The sequence below is a fragment of the Pseudomonas sp. WS 5410 genome, assembly GCF_012985645.1.
Lineage (GTDB): Bacteria > Pseudomonadota > Gammaproteobacteria > Pseudomonadales > Pseudomonadaceae > Aquipseudomonas > Aquipseudomonas shahriarae.
Genome location: NZ_JAAQWS010000021.1, coordinates 1 through 18,415 on the forward strand (window position 1 = coordinate 1; position 18,415 = coordinate 18,415).

Below are 18,415 nucleotides of genomic sequence, written 5' to 3' on the forward strand. Positions count from 1 at the left end.
CGCTGCGTTGCACCGCAATTCCCACCAGTACATCAGGGCCGACACCGGCCGCGATCAGGCGATGGGCCAGGCGGTTGGCCTGCTGGTTGAGTCGGGCAAAGGTCAATGACTGGGTGTCGAAGACCAACGCCACGGCATCCCGGGTGCGGGCGGCCTGGGCTTCGATCAGGTGGTGGATGGCGCTGTCGCGAGGGTAGTCGGCAGTGCTGGCGTTCCAACCTCGTAGGATCTGCTGTCTTTCCATATCACTGAGCAGCGACATACTGTTGATTGGCTGCTGTGGCGCTGCAATGCAGTGTTCCAGCAAGTTCAGCCAATGTTTCCCAAAGCGCTCAATGGTGCTGGCGTCAAACAGGTCGGTGGCATAGTTCAGCGTTGCAGACAGACCCTGTGCTGATTCAAAGGTGTTGAGGGTCAGGTCGAATTGAGCGGTATGGTGTTCTCTGCTCAGACTCTCGACGTGCAAGGCGGAAGGTGATGACGGCTGGCCGGCTGAGGCGCCCTGGTGTTCGCTGAGGTGGTTGAACATCACCTGGAACAAAGGGTTGAGGCTCAGGTTACGTTCCGGCTGCAGGGCTTCGACCAGTTGCTCGAAGGGCAGGTCCTGGTGGGCTTGGGCTTGCAGCGCAGTTTGCTTGACCTGTGCCAACAGTTCGCTGAAGGACAGCGGTTCATCGAAGCGTGCCCTGAGCACTTGGGTGTTAACAAAAAAGCCCAGCAAACGCTCGGTTTCTACCCGGTTGCGATTGGCCACAGGCACGCCGACACGAATGTCGGCCTGACGGCTGTAATGGTGCAAAAGTGCCTGGAACGAGGCGAGCAGCAGCATGAACAGTGTCACATTGCTCTGCTGGGCAAGCTGCTTGAGTTTTTGTGCCAGCGCCGGGGGAACCGTGACCGTGATGTTCGCCCCACGATAGCTCTGCACGGCAAGTCGCGAACGATCTGTGGGCAACTCCAGGACCGGCTGTTCGCCGCCCAGTTGGCCCTTCCAGTAAGCCAGCTGGCGTTCACTTTCCCCTGCCTCCATCCAGCGGCGCTGCCAGATCGAATAATCGGTGTATTGAATCGGCAGTGCTTGCAGCTCGACGGATAGGCCCTGGGAATAGCCACCATACAGTTGAACCAGTTCCTGGACCATCATGTGCATTGACCAGTCATCGGAGACAATATGATGCTGGACCAGCAGCAGGACATGATCCTCTTCAGAAATGCGTACTAACTTCACCCGCAGTAACTGATCACGGCGCAGGTCGAAGGGTTGACGGCTCTGCTGTTCAACGAAGTCCTTGATAAAACTATCTGTGGCGCCGTTCTTGCTAATGACGTCGAGGAACAGGCCGCTCAGGGGGGCGATCACCTGCATCACGCCTTGAGGTTCTTCGACAAATCGGGTGCGCAAGCTTTGGTGGCGTTCGATCAGGGTATCGAAGCTGCGTTGCAATGCATCGACGTCCAGTGGTCCCCGCAACCGCAGTGCGGTTGGCAGGTTATAGGCGGCGCTGGCAGGATCGAGCAACCACAGAAACCACTGGCGCTCCTGGGCAAACGACAAGGGTATTTGCGCAAAGAAATGCCGGATTTGTGGGATCGGCAAGCGCGACAAGCTCATGCCCTTGGCGCTCATTTGCTCATAGAGGGTTTTGCGCTGGGTAACTGGCAACTTGATAAAGCGGTCTATCAAGTCATTCAGGGCGTTGGCTTGCATTTATTGGGTCTCCAGCACATCGAGCAGATCAAACAGATCATTCAATGAGTCATCAGGGGCTTGTTCGCCAGCGGGCTCGATACGGGATGCATAGTCTTGCAGCGAGGCACTTTCGAAAATCGTGGCCAGTGGTACCTCAATACCCAGGTGCAGGTGCACGCGGGACGTCACCTGCGTGGCCAGCAGCGAATTGCCACCAAGGGCGAAGAAGTTGTCATCCAGGCCAATACGCTGGATTTTCAGCACTGCTCGCCAGATATCGGCAATGTCGCTCTGCAACCCGCTTTGCGGTTCACGGTGTTCCTGGGCTTCGCTTTGCACGTCTACGCAGGCCAGAGCCTTGCGGTCGAGCTTGCCGTTGGGGTTGCGTGGCATCTGCTCCAGCACATGCACCTGGGCAGGAATCATGTAGGCCGGCAGGCGGGCCTTGAGGAAGGCCCGCAGCGCATCGATGCCTGAGTGAGTGTCACCTTCTTCCAGGGTCAGATAGGCAATCAACTGCTTGCCCAGCGGGTTCTCGCCGACCAGTACGGCCGCTTCGCGAACCCCGGGGAACAGCGCGATTTGCGCCTCGATCTCGCCCAGCTCTATACGGAATCCGTGGATTTTTACCTGCTGGTCCACACGCCCCAGGTACTCCAGGGCGCCGTCTTCCTTGCGTCGGCGCGCCAGGTCACCGCTCTTGTACAACCGCTCGCCCGGTATCAGGGCAAAGGGGTTGGGCACAAAGCTGGCGGCGGTGCGCACCGGGTCACCACAGTAGCCGCGCCCTACGCCGACGCCGGCAATGCAGATTTCACCCGTTGCCCCGGTGGGGATCGGCGACAGGTCGCCGTCCAGCACATACAGACGATTATTATCGGTTGGGTAACCGATCGGGATGTAGGTGCGTTGAGTCGAGGCCGGGTCGATGTTGTAGAACGCCACATCATCAGAACACTCAGCCGGCCCGTAGGCGTTGATCAGCTTGATGGCCGGGTAGCGTGCCAGCCAGTCGGCGGCAGTTTCTGCCGGCAGCGCTTCGCCCGTTGGTAGTAGCCAGCGCAGGTCGGGAAGGTCGCTGTGTTGTTCGATTAGCAGCGCCTGGATCAGCGCCGGGACAATTTCCAGCACGGTAATACGTTGTTCTTCAACGTGCTTGAGCAGAGCCTGAGGGTTCTTCGAAATGTCGTCGGCAAAAATACATACCTTGGCGCCGCACAGCAGTGCGGTGAGGAACTGCCAGACAGAAATGTCGAACGACTGGGAAGCGGTCTGCGCGATGATGTCCTGCTCGGTCAGTTGCAGGTAAGGCACTTTGCTCAACTGATTGTTGAGCATGCCGGCCTGTTCCACCATGACCCCCTTGGGCTGCCCGGTGGAGCCTGAAGTGAAAATCACATAAGCCAGATTGTTCGGGCCGCTGTAGCGTCCTGGGCGTTGCCGGTTGGCCAAATCAGGCGGCAGATCCTCCCAGACCAGCAGGCCCACGCTATGTTCGGGGGCGCTGATGGCCAGTTCGCCAAGCAGCATCTGGGCCTGCTCGCGGTACTTGGCCGTGCAGACCAATAGTGGCGTCTTGCTAAGGCGCAGGACGCTCTTGATCCGTTCGCCAGGATGGCTTGGGTCCAACGGAAGATATCCTGCGCCGGCCTTGAAGGTGCCGACAATCATTGCCAGCAGCTCCAGGTCGCGGTCGGCCAGCAGGGCCACGGGTTGGTCCAGGCCCACGCCGCGCTCGATCAAGCGATGGCCGAGGATGTTCGCCTCATGGTCGAGTTGCTCGTAGGTCCAGGCACGGTCCTGGCAAACCGCTGCCACGCGTTGCGGGCTGGCATCGACGTGCTGTTCGAACTGCTCGACAAATGAGCGCTGCAGATCGTGGGGCACCTGCGATTGATTGTGTTCAAGGGCCCACTCACTTAGACGTTCCGGAGCCACCAGAGTGATCTGGGCCAACGGTTGGTGCAGGTGATGACGTAGGGCGATCAGCCATTGCTTGAACTCTTCGAGCAAGCTGTCCATGGTCGACTGCTCGAAAAAGCGGGTGTCGTATGACAGATGCAGGCCAATCTTGTCGCTTGGGTAGACCACCACGGTCACCGGATAATTAGTGTGGGTCCGCGAAGATTCGGAGATTACGCCCATGTCCTGAGCGTCCTGGCCGACGGAGTCTTCCATCGGCGCGTTTTCGTAGACGAAGAGGCTGTTGAACAGCGGCTGGCCTTTGAGGATCTGGCTACACTCCTGAATGTTGACCAGGGGCAGATAGTCATATTCACGCACTGACACGTTCTTGTGCAGGATGGTTTGCAGCCAGGCGAGGGTGCTGAGTTGACTGTCCGGGGTGGGGATAGCGACCCGCAACGGTACGCTGTTGATAAACAGCCCTACGGTATTTTGCATCTCGGGAATATGCGCTGGGCGACCGGAAACCGTAACACCGAACACTACGTCCCGCGAGCGACTGTGGTTATGCAGGGTCAAGGCCCAGGCAGCCTGGACGAAGGTGTTGAGCGTGAGGTGGTGGCGCGTCGCGGCCTCTTGCAGTGCGGTGCTGTCTTGCTGGCTGAGCCAGGTGTAGTTGTCGCCAATCACCGACACCGAGTGCGCAGGCACTTGCGGATGATCCACCGGGAGTGACGTGGTGTGCTCCAGGCCCTCCAGTTGATCTTGCCAGAACGTCGTGGCGGCGGTGCGATCCTGTTGTTGCAACCACTGGATAAAGTCGCGGAAGCGGTAGGGCGTGGCGAGCTCACAGGGTTTACCCGCCAACATGGCGTGGTAGATCTCGAAGAAGTCCGACATCAGCAACGAGCGGCACCAGGCATCTAGCAGGATATGGTGGTTGCTCATGACAAACCGGTGGGAGTGGTCGGCCAGCAGGATCAGCTTGAAGCGGATCGGAGGCTGCAAGGCTAGATCGAAGCCGGCTTCCCGCTCTACCTTGAGCAAGTGTTCGATCTGTGCTTGTACCCGGTCCATCGGCACATGGCTCAAGTCCAGCCGTTCGACCTGCACGTTGCTGTTTTTGTGGATGACTTGCAGCAGCGTGCCGCCGGTATTCCACAGGAATGACGCCCGAATCGCTTCATAGCGTTTTACCACCTGCTGCCAGGCCGCCTCGAAGCGCGGATAGTCCAGCGTTTCCTTGATGGTGTAGCACTCTTGCATGAAGTAAATGCCGGAGTTTTTTTCCAGTAACGTGTGCACCAGCAAGCCTTCCTGCATCGGCGACAACGGGTAAATGTCTTCGATCTGCTGGACCGGGATGCTCAGTGTGTCCAGTTGTGCCTGGCTCAACCCAGCCAATGGGAAGTCAGAGGGTGTTGCACCTTGGTGATCGGTATCGCAGCAATAGCCGATCAGTTGCTCGAGCGCATGCAGGCAGTTGTTGGCGAGGTTCTGGATGACTTCAACAGGGAAGACGTCGTCGCTGAACGTCCAGCTCATGCTCAACTGGCTGCCATAGACCTGGCTATTGATGGTCAGCCAGTTGCCCAAAGGCGTTTCGCTGCTTTTTTCGGCACCACGCTCCTCGCCAGTAGGCACAAACAGCGCGCCTTCGGCACTGTCGAAGCTACCGTCGAACTGGCCCAGGTAGTTGAAGGTAATACGTGGCACGGGCAATGCGCTCAGGCGTTCCCGAGTCTGAGCGTCACCCAGATAGCGTAGAACGCCAAATCCAATGCCTTTGTCAGGAATGGCCCGCAGTTGTTCCTTGACCTGTTTGATTGCTTCGCCCAAATCCGGATGGGCGCTCAACTTGACCGGGTACAGGCTGGTGAACCAGCCGATGGTGCGGGTTAGGTCAATGTCATCGAACAGGGGTTCGCGGCCATGGCTTTCCAGTTGGATCAGCACGTTGTCGCGCGTGGTCCATTGGCTGACTGCACGGGTTAGGGCCGTCAGCAGCAGATCATTGATTTGCGTGCGATAGGCCGCGGGCGCGACTTGCAACAGTTGTTGGGTCAGGGTTTTGCTCAATAGGATATCGACAGTCGTTGACCGGCTATGCTGCTGGCTACCGTCAGGGTTGGATTGCGGCAGGTCGTGGCTGGCGGCGTCCAGTTGCTGTTCCCAGTACGTCAGTTCCTGTTGCAACTCGGCACTCTGCCCATAGCCCCGCAACCTTTCTCCCCATGTCTTATACGCACTGGTCTTCTCCGGCAATTCAATCGCCTGGCCCGCCTGCACTTGCCGGTACACGGTTTGCAAATCATCAAACAAAATCCGCCACGACACGCCATCCACCACCAAGTGATGAATCGCCAGCAGCAAGCGCTGGCTACCGTCACCCAGGCTGACCAGCACCGCGCGCAGCAGCGGTCCGTCTTGCAGGTTGAGGCTGCGTTGGGCTTCGTCGCCCAAAGATTGCAGTTGCGTTGCGTCGTCAATCCGGGTCTGCCACAACACCGACGCCGTGGCCGGGCGGTATTCGGCGTTCCAGCCAGAATCAGCCTGAGTGAAGCTCAGGCGCAGGGCGTCGTGGTGTTGGATGAGGGCGTTGAGGGCCTGTTCCAGCAGGTGCGGGTCCAGGGCCGTGGCGGGCTTGAGCAGTACCGATTGATTCCAGTGGTGGCGCTCGGGGATCTCGGTATCGAAGAACAGGTGTTGGATCGGCAGCAGTGGTGCGCTGCCGGTGACCGGACCTTGATCGATCGCGAGGCCCTGGCCGTGGGTTTTCGCCACGCTGGCCAGGCTCTGGATGGTCTGGTGCTGGAACAGGTCCTTGGGGGTGAAGTGGATGCCGGCCTGGCGGGCGCGGCTGACCACCTGAATGGAGATGATCGAGTCGCCGCCCAGTTCGAAGAAGTTGTCGTTCAGGCCGATTTTTGCAAGTTTGAGCACGTCTTGCCAGATGGCTGCGATGCGTTGTTGCAGATCGTTTTGCGGGGCCACGTAGGCGTGCAGGGCCTGGCTCGCGTCGGGGGCGGGCAGGGCCTTGCGGTCGAGTTTGCCGTTGGGGGTCAGGGGCAGTTGCGCCAGGATCAGCAAATGACCTGGGACCATATAGTCTGGCAGCTGTTCGCCGAGCCAGGCTTTTAAGACCTCGCGCAAGGCGTCCTGGCGGTTAATGTCTGTTGCCGGTTCCGTCGGCACCACATAACCCACTAACTGCGCGCCGCGCGGGGTTGGGTGGGCGATGACCACGGCTTCGCGCACCGCCTTGTGTCGCAGCAGTTGCGCTTCAATCTCTCCCAGTTCGATACGCAGGCCGCGGATTTTTACCTGATGGTCGATGCGCCCGATGTAGTCGATGACCCCATCGGCACGGTAGCGCGTCAGGTCGCCGCTGCGATACAGGCGTGCGCCATTACTTGCAAGCGGATCGGGAATAAAGCGTTCGGCGGTCAGCCCTGGGCGCTGGTGGTAGCCCTGTGCCAGGGAGTCGCCGCCGATCAGCAGTTCGGCGCTGGTGCCCACCGGGCACAGCTGCAGGTCGTGGTCGAGCAGGTAGGTACGCACGTTGGCGAGGGGGCGGCCGATAGGGGCGATGGCGCCTTCGGGCAGGCTGGCGACATCAAAGAAGGTGGTGTCGATAGTGGCTTCGGTTGGGCCATAAAGGTTGCACAGGCGGCCGTTCCAGCGTTCGCGCAATTGTGCGACCAGCGGAGTACCCAAGGCTTCGCCGCCCAGCAGCAGCAAGCGCAGGGATTGCATCTGCGCGCCCTGTTCGTCGACGAGCAAGGCTTGCAGCAGGGAAGGGGCCATTTGCAGCACGCTGATGCGCTGGGCGGCTACTTCCGACCACAGCACTGACAAATCGTCGGACAACTCGCGGGAGGCGAGGACCAACTGCGCACCGTTGAGCAAGGGCAACCAGAACTCCCACACCGAGGCGTCGAAGCTGAAGGCGGTTTTTTGCAAGACCCGGTCCGCAGCGTTCAGGCCCAATTCGCCCTGCATCCACAGCATATGATTGGTCAGAGCGCCGTGGCGCACCTGCACGCCCTTGGGCTGCCCGGTGGAGCCAGAGGTATAGATCATGTAGGCCAGATTATCGGCGCTGACTGTTAGCTGCGGGTTGGCGCTGTCATAGCCTTCCAGCCAGTCGCTGTCCTGGTCCAGGCACAGGGACGGCAGGCTGTCCGGGGCGGGCAATGCCAGGCTGCTTTGGGTCAGCAGCAGGCCGATGCCGCTGTCGTTGATCATGTAGGCCAGGCGGTCAGCGGGGTAGGCCGGGTCCAGCGGTACATAGGCGCCGCCTGCCTTGAGCACGGCCAGCAGGGCGATGACCATTTCCAGGCTGCGCTCAAGGCCCAGGCCCACGCAGACGTTGGGGCCAACGCCCAGCTCCAGCAGCTTGTGAGCCAGTTGGTTGGCGCGACGGTTGAGCTGATCCAGGGTCAACTGCTGCTCGCCGAGCACCACAGCGGCGGCATGTGGCAGGCGTTCGGCTTGCTCCGCGACCAACACATGCACAGGGGCTGCGTTGGGGTAGTGGACGGCCGTGGTATTCCACTGCCCCAACTGCCGCTCACGCTCCTCATCACTGAGCATCGCAAGCTCGCCGATCAGTGCCTGCGGTTGCTCAACCATGGCTTGCAACAGGTTCTGCCAGTGCCCGGCCAGAGTGGCGATGGTCGCCGGGGTGAAGCACCCGGCGTCATAGTCGAAATGCGCGGTGATCTGCTGCTGGCTGTACTCCACGTCCAGCGACAGGTCGAACTTGGCCTGCAACGGGTGGCTGTCCATAAACGTCAGTTGCAACGGGCCCAGGTGCAGGGGCGCGTCCTGCGCGGCGCCGGCGCGCCAGTTGAACAGGGTCTGGAACAGCGGGTTGGCCTGGGGGCTGCGTTGCAGGTGGAGGTCTTCGAGGATCAGCTCGATGGGGTAGTCGGCATGTTCCAGGGCGGCGAGGGATTGCTGGCGCAGGGCCTGGAGGAACGCGCTGCACGATTGCTCGGGTGCCAGTCGCGCGCGATACACCTGGCTGCTGACGAAAAAGCCCACCAGGTCCTGGATCTGTGCCTGGTTGCGTGTGGCGTTGGGCACGCCGACGGTGAAGTCGGTCTGGCCGCTGTAGCGTCCCAGCAGCAATTGCCAGGTGCCGAGCAGTACTACGAACGGGGTCAGGCCCTGTTGCTGGCAAAAGCTCTGGAGCTGCTCGTTCAAGTATGCAGGCAGGGTGTGGGCATGATGGCCGGCACCTGCGTGGTTTTCCAGGCGCTCGCGAGGCAGTGTCAGGGCCGGGATATCATTGCCAAGGATGGCCTTCCAATACTGGGCGGCTGCGGCGTGTTGCGGTGTCAGCGGGTAGTCTTGGCGTTGCCACTGGGCGTAGTCGGCGTACTGGATGGACGGGCGCGGCAGGGCCCGGCCTGGTTGGCCAAGGGCGCTTGCCAGGTCGTGCATCAGGATCGGATTGGACCAGGCGTCCGAGACGATGTGATGCATATTGAGCAGCAGCACATAATCCTGCGTGGCGCGCTTGAGCAGGGTGCTACGAATCAGCGGCGCCTGGCTCAGGTCGAAGGGCTGGGTGGCGTGCTGGCGGATGCGATCTTGCACTTGCTGTTCGCGCTGGACGCTGTCCAGGGCGCTCAGGTCCTCTTCGAGCAGGTTCAGCTGTGCGCCCTGGTCGATGACTTGTAGGGGCGTGCCGTCGGTGTTGCGAAAGGCGGTACGCAGGATATCGTGGCGATTGATCACCTGGTTAAGGGCCGCTTCCAGGGCGCACGCGTCCACCGGTCCCTTGATGGCAATCGCCCGTGGCAGGTTATAGGCATGGCTTTGCGGATCGAACTGTTGCAGGAACCACAGACGCTGCTGGGCGAACGACAGCGGCACCGGATCACGCCCGGCGAGGCTCTGGATGGACTGCCCGGCGCCGGCTTCATCGGCCAGCAACAAGGCCAGCAGGTCGTCATCGGGAAGTTGGTTCAATTGGTTCATGATCGATCTCGTCGCCGTCGGCAGAGGAAATAAGCTGTGTCAGGAAGACGAAGTTCGATCAATGAGATTTAGGTGCAATAGCAGGCGGGGAGCGTTGTAGTAGCCGGCAAGCCGGCTGCTACAGGGGAGGTCAGGCGCAGGCTTTTTCAGTGATGACTCGGCCGGCCTGCATGCGTACCAGTTGGTCGGCGACGTCGAAGTAACGGTCGTCGTGGGAGATGACGATGATGGTCTTGCCCAGGCGCTTGAGGTCCGGCAGCAGCTCGGTGTAGAAAATCCGCCGGAAGGTCGGGTCCTGGTCCGCCGCCCACTCGTCGAACACCAGCACCGGGCGCTCGTCGAGCCAGGCGTTGACCAGGGCTAGACGCTTGCGTTGCCCGGTGGACAGGTCGGTGGTGGTGAACGCGCCGTCGCGCACGCTGACCTTGTGGGCGATTTCCAGGCGCTCCAGGTATTGAGTGGCGTCGTCGGGCAAGGCCTTGTCGTTCTGCACCAGGTCGTCGAACAGGAAGTAGTCGGCAAAAATCGTGGTGAACATCTGCCGGTAGTCATCCAGCCCCAGGGCGTCCACGGGCAGGCCGTTGAGACGGATTTCACCTTGCTGCGGGGTGTACAGGCCCAGTAGCAGCTTGATCAGGGTGGTCTTGCCGCAACCGTTTTCACCGACGATAAACAGAATTTCCCCAGGCTCGATGCTCAGGTTGACCGGCCCGAGCTTGAACGGCTCGCTGCCTTCGACCGTTGGGAAGGCGTACTGCACGTTGCGCAGTTCCAAGTGCTTCATCACGGGCACGGTTTTGTTGGCGTCATCGAGCAGCAGGTGTGGTTCCGGCGAGGAGAAACGCTCCGACAGGTCGGCAATGCGGCGGAAGGCAATTTGCGCGCGGCTGATGATCGGCAGGTTGCCGATCAGGTTTTCCAGCGGACCTTTCATGTACAGCAGCACCAGGACAAAGCCGCTCATCACCGCCGGGTCCGAACTGGGCCAGAATTGTTGCAGGGTCAGGGCCAGACCGATAACCACGAAAAACAGCATCGAGCCCAGGCTCTTGGCAATCACGAAGATATTGATCGAGCGGATGTGGGTGTCGCAGATTTTGTCGGCGGTGCCCTGGATATTACGGGTGTGCATGGCATGCCGACGTGGGCGGTGGATGCGCAGTTCCTTGGCACCCTCGGCAATCGCCGAATAGTGTTTTTGCAGGTTGTCTTCGGCGTCACGTGCCGCGTAGAACCCTTTGATGCCTTTGCTTTGAGCCACGTACTGCACCGCCGAACCAATGCCGATGGCCAGCAGGGTCATCAGGAAGATCGGCCAGGACAGCACCGCCAGATAGCCCAGGCAGCCCAGGATCACTGTGGTGGAAATCGCCAGCGGGGCGAAGGCGAAGGCAAAGTCGCTGATGGTGTCCACGTCGTGGGTCAGCACCGGGATCAGGCGGTGAGTGCGGTAGCGCTCGATCTGTTCGATGGGGGCGGCGAGCACTTTGGCGCCGAGGTCCTTGCGCAGTTTGGCAATCACCTTCTGACCGACGAAATTGGTGCCGATGTCGGCGCCGATACTGCTGAGCAGGGCCAGTAGGCACAGCCCGGCGAAGGCCAGCACCACGCCGGTGCCCATGCCGTCGGCGCTGTGCAGGCCGCGGTTGACCGTGGCCAGCAGCGCCGTGACGCTAAGGCCGCCGACGATGCCCAGCGTGATGGAAGAAATAACAATCCGCCGATAGGGCTTGAGCAGGCTCAAGAGTTCTCGAATGGCGCTGCGCGGTGCTGCGGTCATGAAACTACCTCGATCGCGACGTGGCTACGTGCTGTGGGCAAGTGAAGGCCTGCGCGCGGAGGTTTACCGTTGGCAGGCCGATAGTAGGAGGACGAGTCGGGCGGGGCGCGATTTAGCCGCGTCCCGAGGTGCGTAGGCTCAGAGATCCCGTGCCACGCGAAAGCCCAGCCAGTCGCCGCGCACGTTGGAGTTGAGGCTGTTGCGGTTGCCGGAGCGGGAAAACACCGGCGCTTCGCCCCAGTCGTTGCCGCGAATCTGCCGCACTTCGCACTGCCCGGTCAGCCAGGCGCTGCCATCGCTGGGCGCACCGACATAGCTGTCGTTTTCACAGTCTTCGACCCATTCGTAGACGTTGCCATGCATGTCATACACGCCGAACGCATTGGGCGCATAGCTGCCGGCCGGGGCGGTATAGCTGTAGCCATCCGCCGGCCCGTAGGTATTGGCGTGCTTGGCGATGCTGTACTCCTTGCCTTCATCGAATGGAAATGGGAACGGGCCGGAGGTGCCGCCACGGGCGGCGTATTCACGCAGGGACTCGCTGACCATGCGGTACTGCTTGCCGGTTTTCTTCGACAGCCAGGCGACATAGGCATTGGCTTCGGCAAAGTCCATGCACACTGCCGGATGTTTGGGGCTTGTCTTGTAGGTGGGTTTGCCGGCCGTGCATTTGCGCCCTGGACGGTCGTCGCCGTCGGGCATCTTGTAGCCGGTTTCTTGTACGTAACGGTCCCATTCGCCGGCCAGCACCTGGAAGCGGCTGATGGCCACGGGTTTGGCGAAGGTCACGTCATGCATCGGCCCTTCATCGGGCTGGCGACCGACTTCATCATCCGGGGTGCCCATTTTGAACGTGCCGGTAGGCAGCACCACCATTTCCGGGCAGTTTTTGCAGTCCTTGAACACGGTGCCGGGCTTGGGCGGCGTCGCGGCTTGGGCGGACGGCAACAGGCAGGCCATCAATGCCGTCAGGGCCAGGGATTTGAGGAGCGTCGGGGTGAGCGGTTCATCGTTCATGAGTCGTCTCGTGGGCAAGAAAAAAGGGTGTCAGAGGGCTTTGTCGAGCAGGACCAGGAAGCGGTCGACTTCATCTTCGGTATTGAGCAAGCCGGGTGCGGTGCGCACCACCGGGCCGACGTCGCGGTTCACTGCGTCGCTGACCACACGGTTGCGCATCAGGTAGGCGGCCACCTTGTCACTGTCCTGGCCCTTGACCCGAAAGAAGCTGAAGCCGGCTGAGAGCTGCGGGTTGTACGGGGTGACCAGCTCGATGTTCGGTCGCGCTTGCAGGCGGTCCTTGAGGTAGGTGTTGAGGCTGTGGATACGCTGCTGAACCTGGGCCTTGCCCAGCTGCAGGTGCAGCTTGAAGGCCTCGTCCAGCGCCCAGCGGTGTTCATAGGCGTGATAGCCACCGGGGGAGAACGAGGTGGCGAAATCACTGTCTTCGGAGAAGGTCGGCACGCAGGGGGTGAGGGTGGTCACCTGCTCTGACACGGCGCATACCAGGCCGGTGCCGCGTGGGCCGAACATCCATTTATGGGTGCCGGCGATAAAGAAATCGCAGTGCATGTCGGGGAAGGCCAGGTCTTCGACGCCAAAGCCATGCACGCCATCGACCACGTAGAGAATGCGGTCTTTTTCTTCGCGCCCCTGGTTATGGCGTTTGACCAGTTGGCCGATTTCGCCGATCGGCAGCTTCACGCCGCTGCCCGATTGCACCCAGGTCATACCCAGCACCCGAGTGTTGGGGCGGATATTGCGCTCGATGGCCGCCAGCACTTCATCGATCGACACTTGATTGGCGTTGGCGAACAGCTTGATCTTGCGCACCTGAGTGCCGTCGCGCCGGGTGCGGAACCCCAGGATGCTGTCGGTGGAAAAATGCTCGTGCTCGGTGGTGAGGATCTCCTGGTCGGGCCGCACATGGATACCGCCGTAGATCATCGCCAAGCCCTCGGTGGTGCTGCCGGTGAGGGCGATCTGGCCGGGTTTGGCTTGCAGGTAACGACCTGCCCATTCGCGCACCTGGCGTTCGCGTTTCCAGGGTTCCTGCAGGTCCCAGTCCATGGTCAGGCCGGGGTTGCGGTCAATGGCGGCGCGGTGCCGTTCGATGGCCTCGCGCACGGGCCTTGGGTGTGAGGTGATCAGGAAGTTGGAGAAGTGGATGTAGCTTGGGTCCTGGTCGAACAGGTGGCGCAGGCCCGTCCATTTGTCTGCGGGTGCCTGGATGGGGGCTGCCTGGGCCTCAAGGCCGGCCCCCAACGGCAGGCTGGCGGCGAGGATGCCGGCCTGCTTGAGAAAGGTACGGCGGTCGGTCATGGCGTCGGCTCGCTTGGCAAGACGCCAGGTTTGGCGGATTTTTGCGTCTGCTCCCACACCCGCAGGAAATTGCCGCCCCACAGCTTGGCGATATCGGCTTCGGAGTAACCGCGGGTGATCAGTTCGGCGGTCACGTTGCGTACTTCGCTGACATCGTTCCAGCCCTTGACGCCGCCGCCTTCGTTGAAGTCCGAGGCAATGCCGACGTGGTCGATGCCGATCTTGCGCACGGTGTAGTCGATGGCGTCCCCCAGGTCCTTGAGGCTGGCCTTGGGTTCCTCTTCGAGAATGGCGTAGAGCTCGCTGGCGTATTCACCGAACTTCTGTTCTGGCCAGGCGGCGATGATCGGATCCCCCGGCATCAATGCCATCGCCAGGTTGGGCAGTGGCGGTAGGTCGAAACGCGCGCGCAGTGCGTTGAGCTTGTCCTGGATCGGCTGGCTCAACGGTCGCAGGTAACCGCCGAAGGCCACCACTTGCACCACGCCGCCGCTGTTTTTGATCAGTTGCAGTTCTTTGTCGCTGAGGTTGCGTGGGATATCCACCGATGCGCGGGGCGCAGAGTGGGAAGCGACCATGGGGGTGCGGCTAAGCTGGGCGACTTGCTCGAGGGCGGTGGTCGACATTTGCGATACGTCGATGATCACGCCCAGGTCGTTCAGGCGCTGTACGGCTTGCTTGCCGATATCCGAAAGGCCGCCGAGGGCGTCCGGTGAATCGTTGAAAAACGGCAGTGGGCGCGAAGAGTCCGACCAGCTGTTGTTGCCGATGTAGCTGAAGCCGAACATGCGCATGCCGCGTGCGGTCCACATGTCCAGCAGGTTCAGGTCATTGCCCAGCGGGTAGGCGTTGAGCATGCTGATAAAAATCGCAAACTTGCCTTCGCCATGCAGGCGGCGAAAATCGGCGGGGGTATAGGCAATGCCGACCTGGTTGGGAAAGTCGCGGACCATACCGGCGATGATCTTGTAGCGCACCTCTTGCTGATGCCGGGCCTCGTCGACAAAGCCTGCAGTCGGTTTGTGGGGCGCGTTGGCGCCGTTCCACAGTTCGGGCCAGCCGAAAATCGTCAGCGCCGCCCCCGACAGGCGTCCGCGACTGGCCTTGGCCAGGTCGAACTGGCCGCTGCCGTCCTTGTCCGCTTCATGGCCTGCGGTGCCGAAGTCCAGGGGCACGGTGATATGGCTGTCGAACGAGATCAACCGATCTTGCAGTTCATTGGCTTGCTTGATCACTTCCAGCGGGTAGCCGGCATTGCCGCGAAACCAGTGATCCCAGGCAAAGCCTGCGCCGGCAGCAATGGCCAGGGCCAAGGGCAGGCCGATGTATAGAGCCTTTTTCGAACGTGGTTTTGTCATTGCCATCTCAGTCGGTTCGCCTTTGAGGTGCAGGCGCAAGGGGCCTTTGCTATCTGGGAAGAACGAGTGATGGGCAGGGAAATTTAAGCGCGCCAACGATCACCTGCAGGAGCCGGCTTGCCGGCGATAGCGGTGGGTCAGGCAGTGATGCATCGACAGGAAGACCGCCATCGCCGGGCAGTCGGCGCCTACAGTAAATTTGCCACCCGGCTAAACGTTCTAGCTTGGATAAAGCCTGCTCCAAGGCTGACACAGGTAGGAACATGACGATTTCTCGACGAGGGTTTATCGCAGGCCTGGCGCTGACCGGCGCCGCCGTACCTGCGGCCTTTTATGCCCATCGTGAGTTGACGCGTGAGGAATTCCCCATCACGCCCGAAGAGGCCACGGTAGACCTGGCGGACACCGCCGGCCAGCAATTGGCGGACAGCCTGCGGGGTGTCTGGAGCCTGCGCCTGGAAGGGGCTGATGCCGGGCTGCAAGGCTTGCCCCTCGACGGCCTGGAACTGTTTCTTGATATTGCGCCGCGTGGCCGAGGCCTGCGTGGCTACCTGGATACGGCCGGGCAACTGCGCGCAGAGGGTGAGCCGCGCTATCAGGTGCTCGGCGACCTGGCGCCAGGCAATGCGGCGCTGCTGTACTGGCGCCTGATTGACCGCGACTCGCCAGACGGCAGGCCGGCCTATGAATTCAAGATGCGCCTGGACGAAGTCTGGGGCAGCTTCGGCAATGCCGGTAGCGGCACCCTAAGCGGGCAGGTCCTCAGCCTCGATCGCCCGCTGGCGCTGCTGGAGCGGGACAACCGTTTTGTCGCTACCAAACAGCTTTTTCCCGAAGCCCGCGAGCGTATCGGCCTGAACCCGACGCTGCTGGCGTGGTTGGTTGCGCCCGAGCACCGCCTGTTTCATCAGCTCTGGCACGCCTCGCGGGACCAGTGGCACAAGCTCCCTGAAGACAAGCGTAATGCCCTGCGCGGTATCGGCTGGCAGCCCGGGCCACGAGATAAAGAGCGCGACGCCCGTGGCCCGCGCAAGGACCGCAACGGTTCGGGGATCGACTTTTTCTTTATGCATCGGCACATGCTCGGTACTGCGCGCTCGATGCAGGACTTGCCGTCATGGCCACGTTTCCCTGGGCCGCAGCCGGCACTTGAGGCTGATCGCCGGGGTTTTGCGCGCTACTTCGACAATCACGATGGCTTTGCGCTGCCACCCACTTGGATGGCCAGCGGTGACGAGCAGTACACCCAGTGGGTCAGTGAGATCAAGGCGGCCGAGACTTACCACAGCAACTTCCAGGTGTGGGAGTCGCAATACCGTGACCCGCGTTACCTGGCCAAGTTGACTCTGGGTCAGTTCGGCTCGGAGCTTGAGTTGGGGTTGCACGATTGGTTGCATATGCGCTGGGCTTCGGTGCCGCGCGATCCTTCCAATGGTGCGCCCGTGCCATTTGCGCGAGATCCGGCGGACTTCGCGGCGCGTTGGTATGAGCCTGAGAATGACTTTTTGGGCGACCCGTTTTCCTCCCATGTGAACCCGGTGTTCTGGCATTTTCATGGTTGGATCGATGATCGGCTCGAGGACTGGTTTCGCGCCCATGAGCGCTTTCACCCGGGTGAACTGAGTCGCCTGGAGGTCAACGGTGTGCCTTGGTTTGCGCCGGGGCGCTGGGTCGAGGTGGGTGATCCGTGGCTGGGGCCGGACACCCATGGTTGCAGTACCACCCCGGGATTGCAGATGGGGCGCACTGTGGAAATGGATCCGGAAACCATGAAGCTGGCCTTGCGCATCACCTTTGGCGCTGATGATGACAAGTTAAAGGACTTGTTCCGCAAGGTGCCGAAACGGCCGTGGTATGCGCGGCATTTGAAGGTCAGGGAACGGATCATTTGACCGGCGCGCCATCAACCTGAATGCACACTAAACCATGTGGGAGCTGGCAAGCCAGTTCCCACATTAGATCTTCATCGTTGAAGGTCGGGTGCCTGCCAGCCTCCACCCAGCGCCTTGTACAGCGCCACACTGGCCTCCAGCCGCGCCTGGCGCAGTTGCACGTTCAGGTCCTGGGCGGCATACAGTGTGCGCTGGGTTTCCAGCACCGTCAGCAAGTCTTCCGCGCCGGCCTCATAACGGCTTTGGGCGATGCGGAAGGCGGTCTGTGCCTGGCTCAGCTCCTCACGCTGCCACTGGCGTTGTTCGTCGAGCTGGCGAATGCTGCTCAGGGCCTTTTCCACATCGGCAAAGCCATTGATGATCGCCCTGCGATAGGTGTGCAGCAATTCATCCTGGCGTGCCGTCGCTCTGTCGCGTTCGGCGCCGAGGCGACCGTTGTTGAAGATTGGCGCGACCAGCCCGCCCGCGAGGTTATAGAACGGGTTGCGCAGCATATCGGCAGTGCGATTGGCGCCGGAGCCGAGGTTGGCGGTCAGGGTGACCGTGGGCAGCATGGCGGCGCGGGCGACGATGATATCGGCCTGGGCCGCCGCCAGTTGCGCTTCGGCGCTGGCGATGTCCGGGCGACGGCTGAGCAGGTCGCTGGGTACTCCGGCGGCAATGCTGGGCCAGCGCAGTTGGTCAAAGGATTGATCGGTAAATGGCAGGGTCTGTACCGGTTGGCCGAGCAGGGCGGCCAGGCTGATCCGGGCGGCTTCGGTGCGTTGACGGACTTCTGGCAGCTGCCGTTGTTGCGCGGCGACCAGGCTCTTTTGCTGCGCAAGTTCCAGCTGGGTGGCAGAGCCGGCGTTCTGGCGGGTCTGCACCAGTTTGAGGACGCTTTGCGCATTGGCCAGGTTCAGTTCGGCGATACGCTGTTGTTCATGCAGTGCCAGCAGTTGGGTGTAGGTCGTGGCCACGCCGCTGAGCAGGGTCAACTCCACCGTGGCGCGCTCGAATTCGCTGGCGCGCACGGCCAGTTCCGCGCTGTCGCGTGCAGCATGCTTGCCGCCCCAGAAGTCGATTTCGTAGGTGGCGGTGAGGTTTGTACTGAAGTAGTCCCCCGCGTCTTTGTTGCTGTTGCTCTGCGGTGGGTTGTTGCCCGTGCCACGCAGCTGTTTCTGCCGGCTGGCGTTGAGCCCGCCGGTGAGCGCGGGTAGCAAGGGCGCGCCGGCGACCACCGCGCTGGCCTGGGCCTGGCGTACCCGGGCCATGGCACTGGCCAGGTCGTAACTGCCAGCGCGGGCCTGTTCGATCAATTGGTCGAGTTGCGGACTGGCAAATGCCGTCCACCATTGCTGGTTGACATGCTGGGCCTGGGCCTTGCTCGCCGTGTCCCACGCGGGCGGTGGCTGCAAACCGCTCTCCGGGCGCGGCGCCGGGCTGCTGCACGCGGCCAGCAGCAGGCTGGCGGCAACGAGGGTCAAGTGCGCTTTCATAG

8 protein-coding genes are annotated in these 18,415 nt (G+C 61.5%); 1 reads left to right on the forward strand and 7 read right to left on the reverse strand.

The window, feature by feature from the left end; translation table 11 throughout:
- The 6 genes from HBO24_RS24340 to pvdM form a co-directional block, all read right to left on the reverse strand.
- On the reverse strand, positions 1-1,708 hold a 1,708-nt coding region (locus HBO24_RS24340), incomplete at its 3' end, for a condensation domain-containing protein (protein ID WP_170060476.1).
- Positions 1,709-9,586, reverse strand: coding sequence for a non-ribosomal peptide synthetase (locus tag HBO24_RS24345; RefSeq protein ID WP_170060477.1), 7,878 nt, complete (start codon positions 9,584-9,586; stop codon positions 1,709-1,711).
- A 130-nt stretch (positions 9,587-9,716) separates the two neighbouring features.
- Positions 9,717-11,366: a cyclic peptide export ABC transporter gene (locus tag HBO24_RS24350; RefSeq protein ID WP_170060478.1), complete on the reverse strand. Its 1,650-nt coding sequence runs from the start codon at positions 11,364-11,366 to the stop codon at positions 9,717-9,719.
- Between the two features lie 138 nt (positions 11,367-11,504).
- Positions 11,505-12,383, reverse strand: a complete 879-nt coding sequence (locus tag HBO24_RS24355; protein ID WP_057439090.1) for a formylglycine-generating enzyme family protein — start codon at positions 12,381-12,383, stop codon at positions 11,505-11,507.
- 30 nt (positions 12,384-12,413) lie between these two features.
- The gene (locus HBO24_RS24360) at positions 12,414-13,685 is read right to left on the reverse strand and encodes an aminotransferase class V-fold PLP-dependent enzyme (RefSeq protein WP_170060479.1); all 1,272 of its coding nucleotides are present in this window, start codon (positions 13,683-13,685) and stop codon (positions 12,414-12,416) included.
- Positions 13,682-15,043, reverse strand: a complete 1,362-nt coding sequence (gene pvdM / locus HBO24_RS24365) for a pyoverdine-tailoring dipeptidase-like protein PvdM (protein WP_115127934.1) — start codon at positions 15,041-15,043, stop codon at positions 13,682-13,684. The genes HBO24_RS24360 and pvdM overlap by 4 nt, the downstream gene beginning before the upstream one ends.
- Positions 15,044-15,306: 263 nt before the next feature.
- On the opposite strand from pvdM, the gene HBO24_RS24370 reads away from it, so the two are divergent.
- Positions 15,307-16,935 carry a PvdJ/PvdD/PvdP-like protein gene (locus tag HBO24_RS24370; protein WP_170060480.1) on the forward strand — a complete coding sequence of 543 codons (1,629 nt, stop codon included), beginning with the start codon at positions 15,307-15,309 and terminating at the stop codon, positions 16,933-16,935.
- Between the two features lie 71 nt (positions 16,936-17,006).
- Here HBO24_RS24370 and HBO24_RS24375 read toward each other — a convergent pair whose 3' ends face one another.
- A complete protein-coding gene (locus HBO24_RS24375) occupies positions 17,007-18,413 on the reverse strand; it encodes an efflux transporter outer membrane subunit (RefSeq protein ID WP_170060481.1) in 1,407 nt (468 codons plus the stop codon).
- Positions 18,414-18,415: the final 2 nt, after the last annotated feature.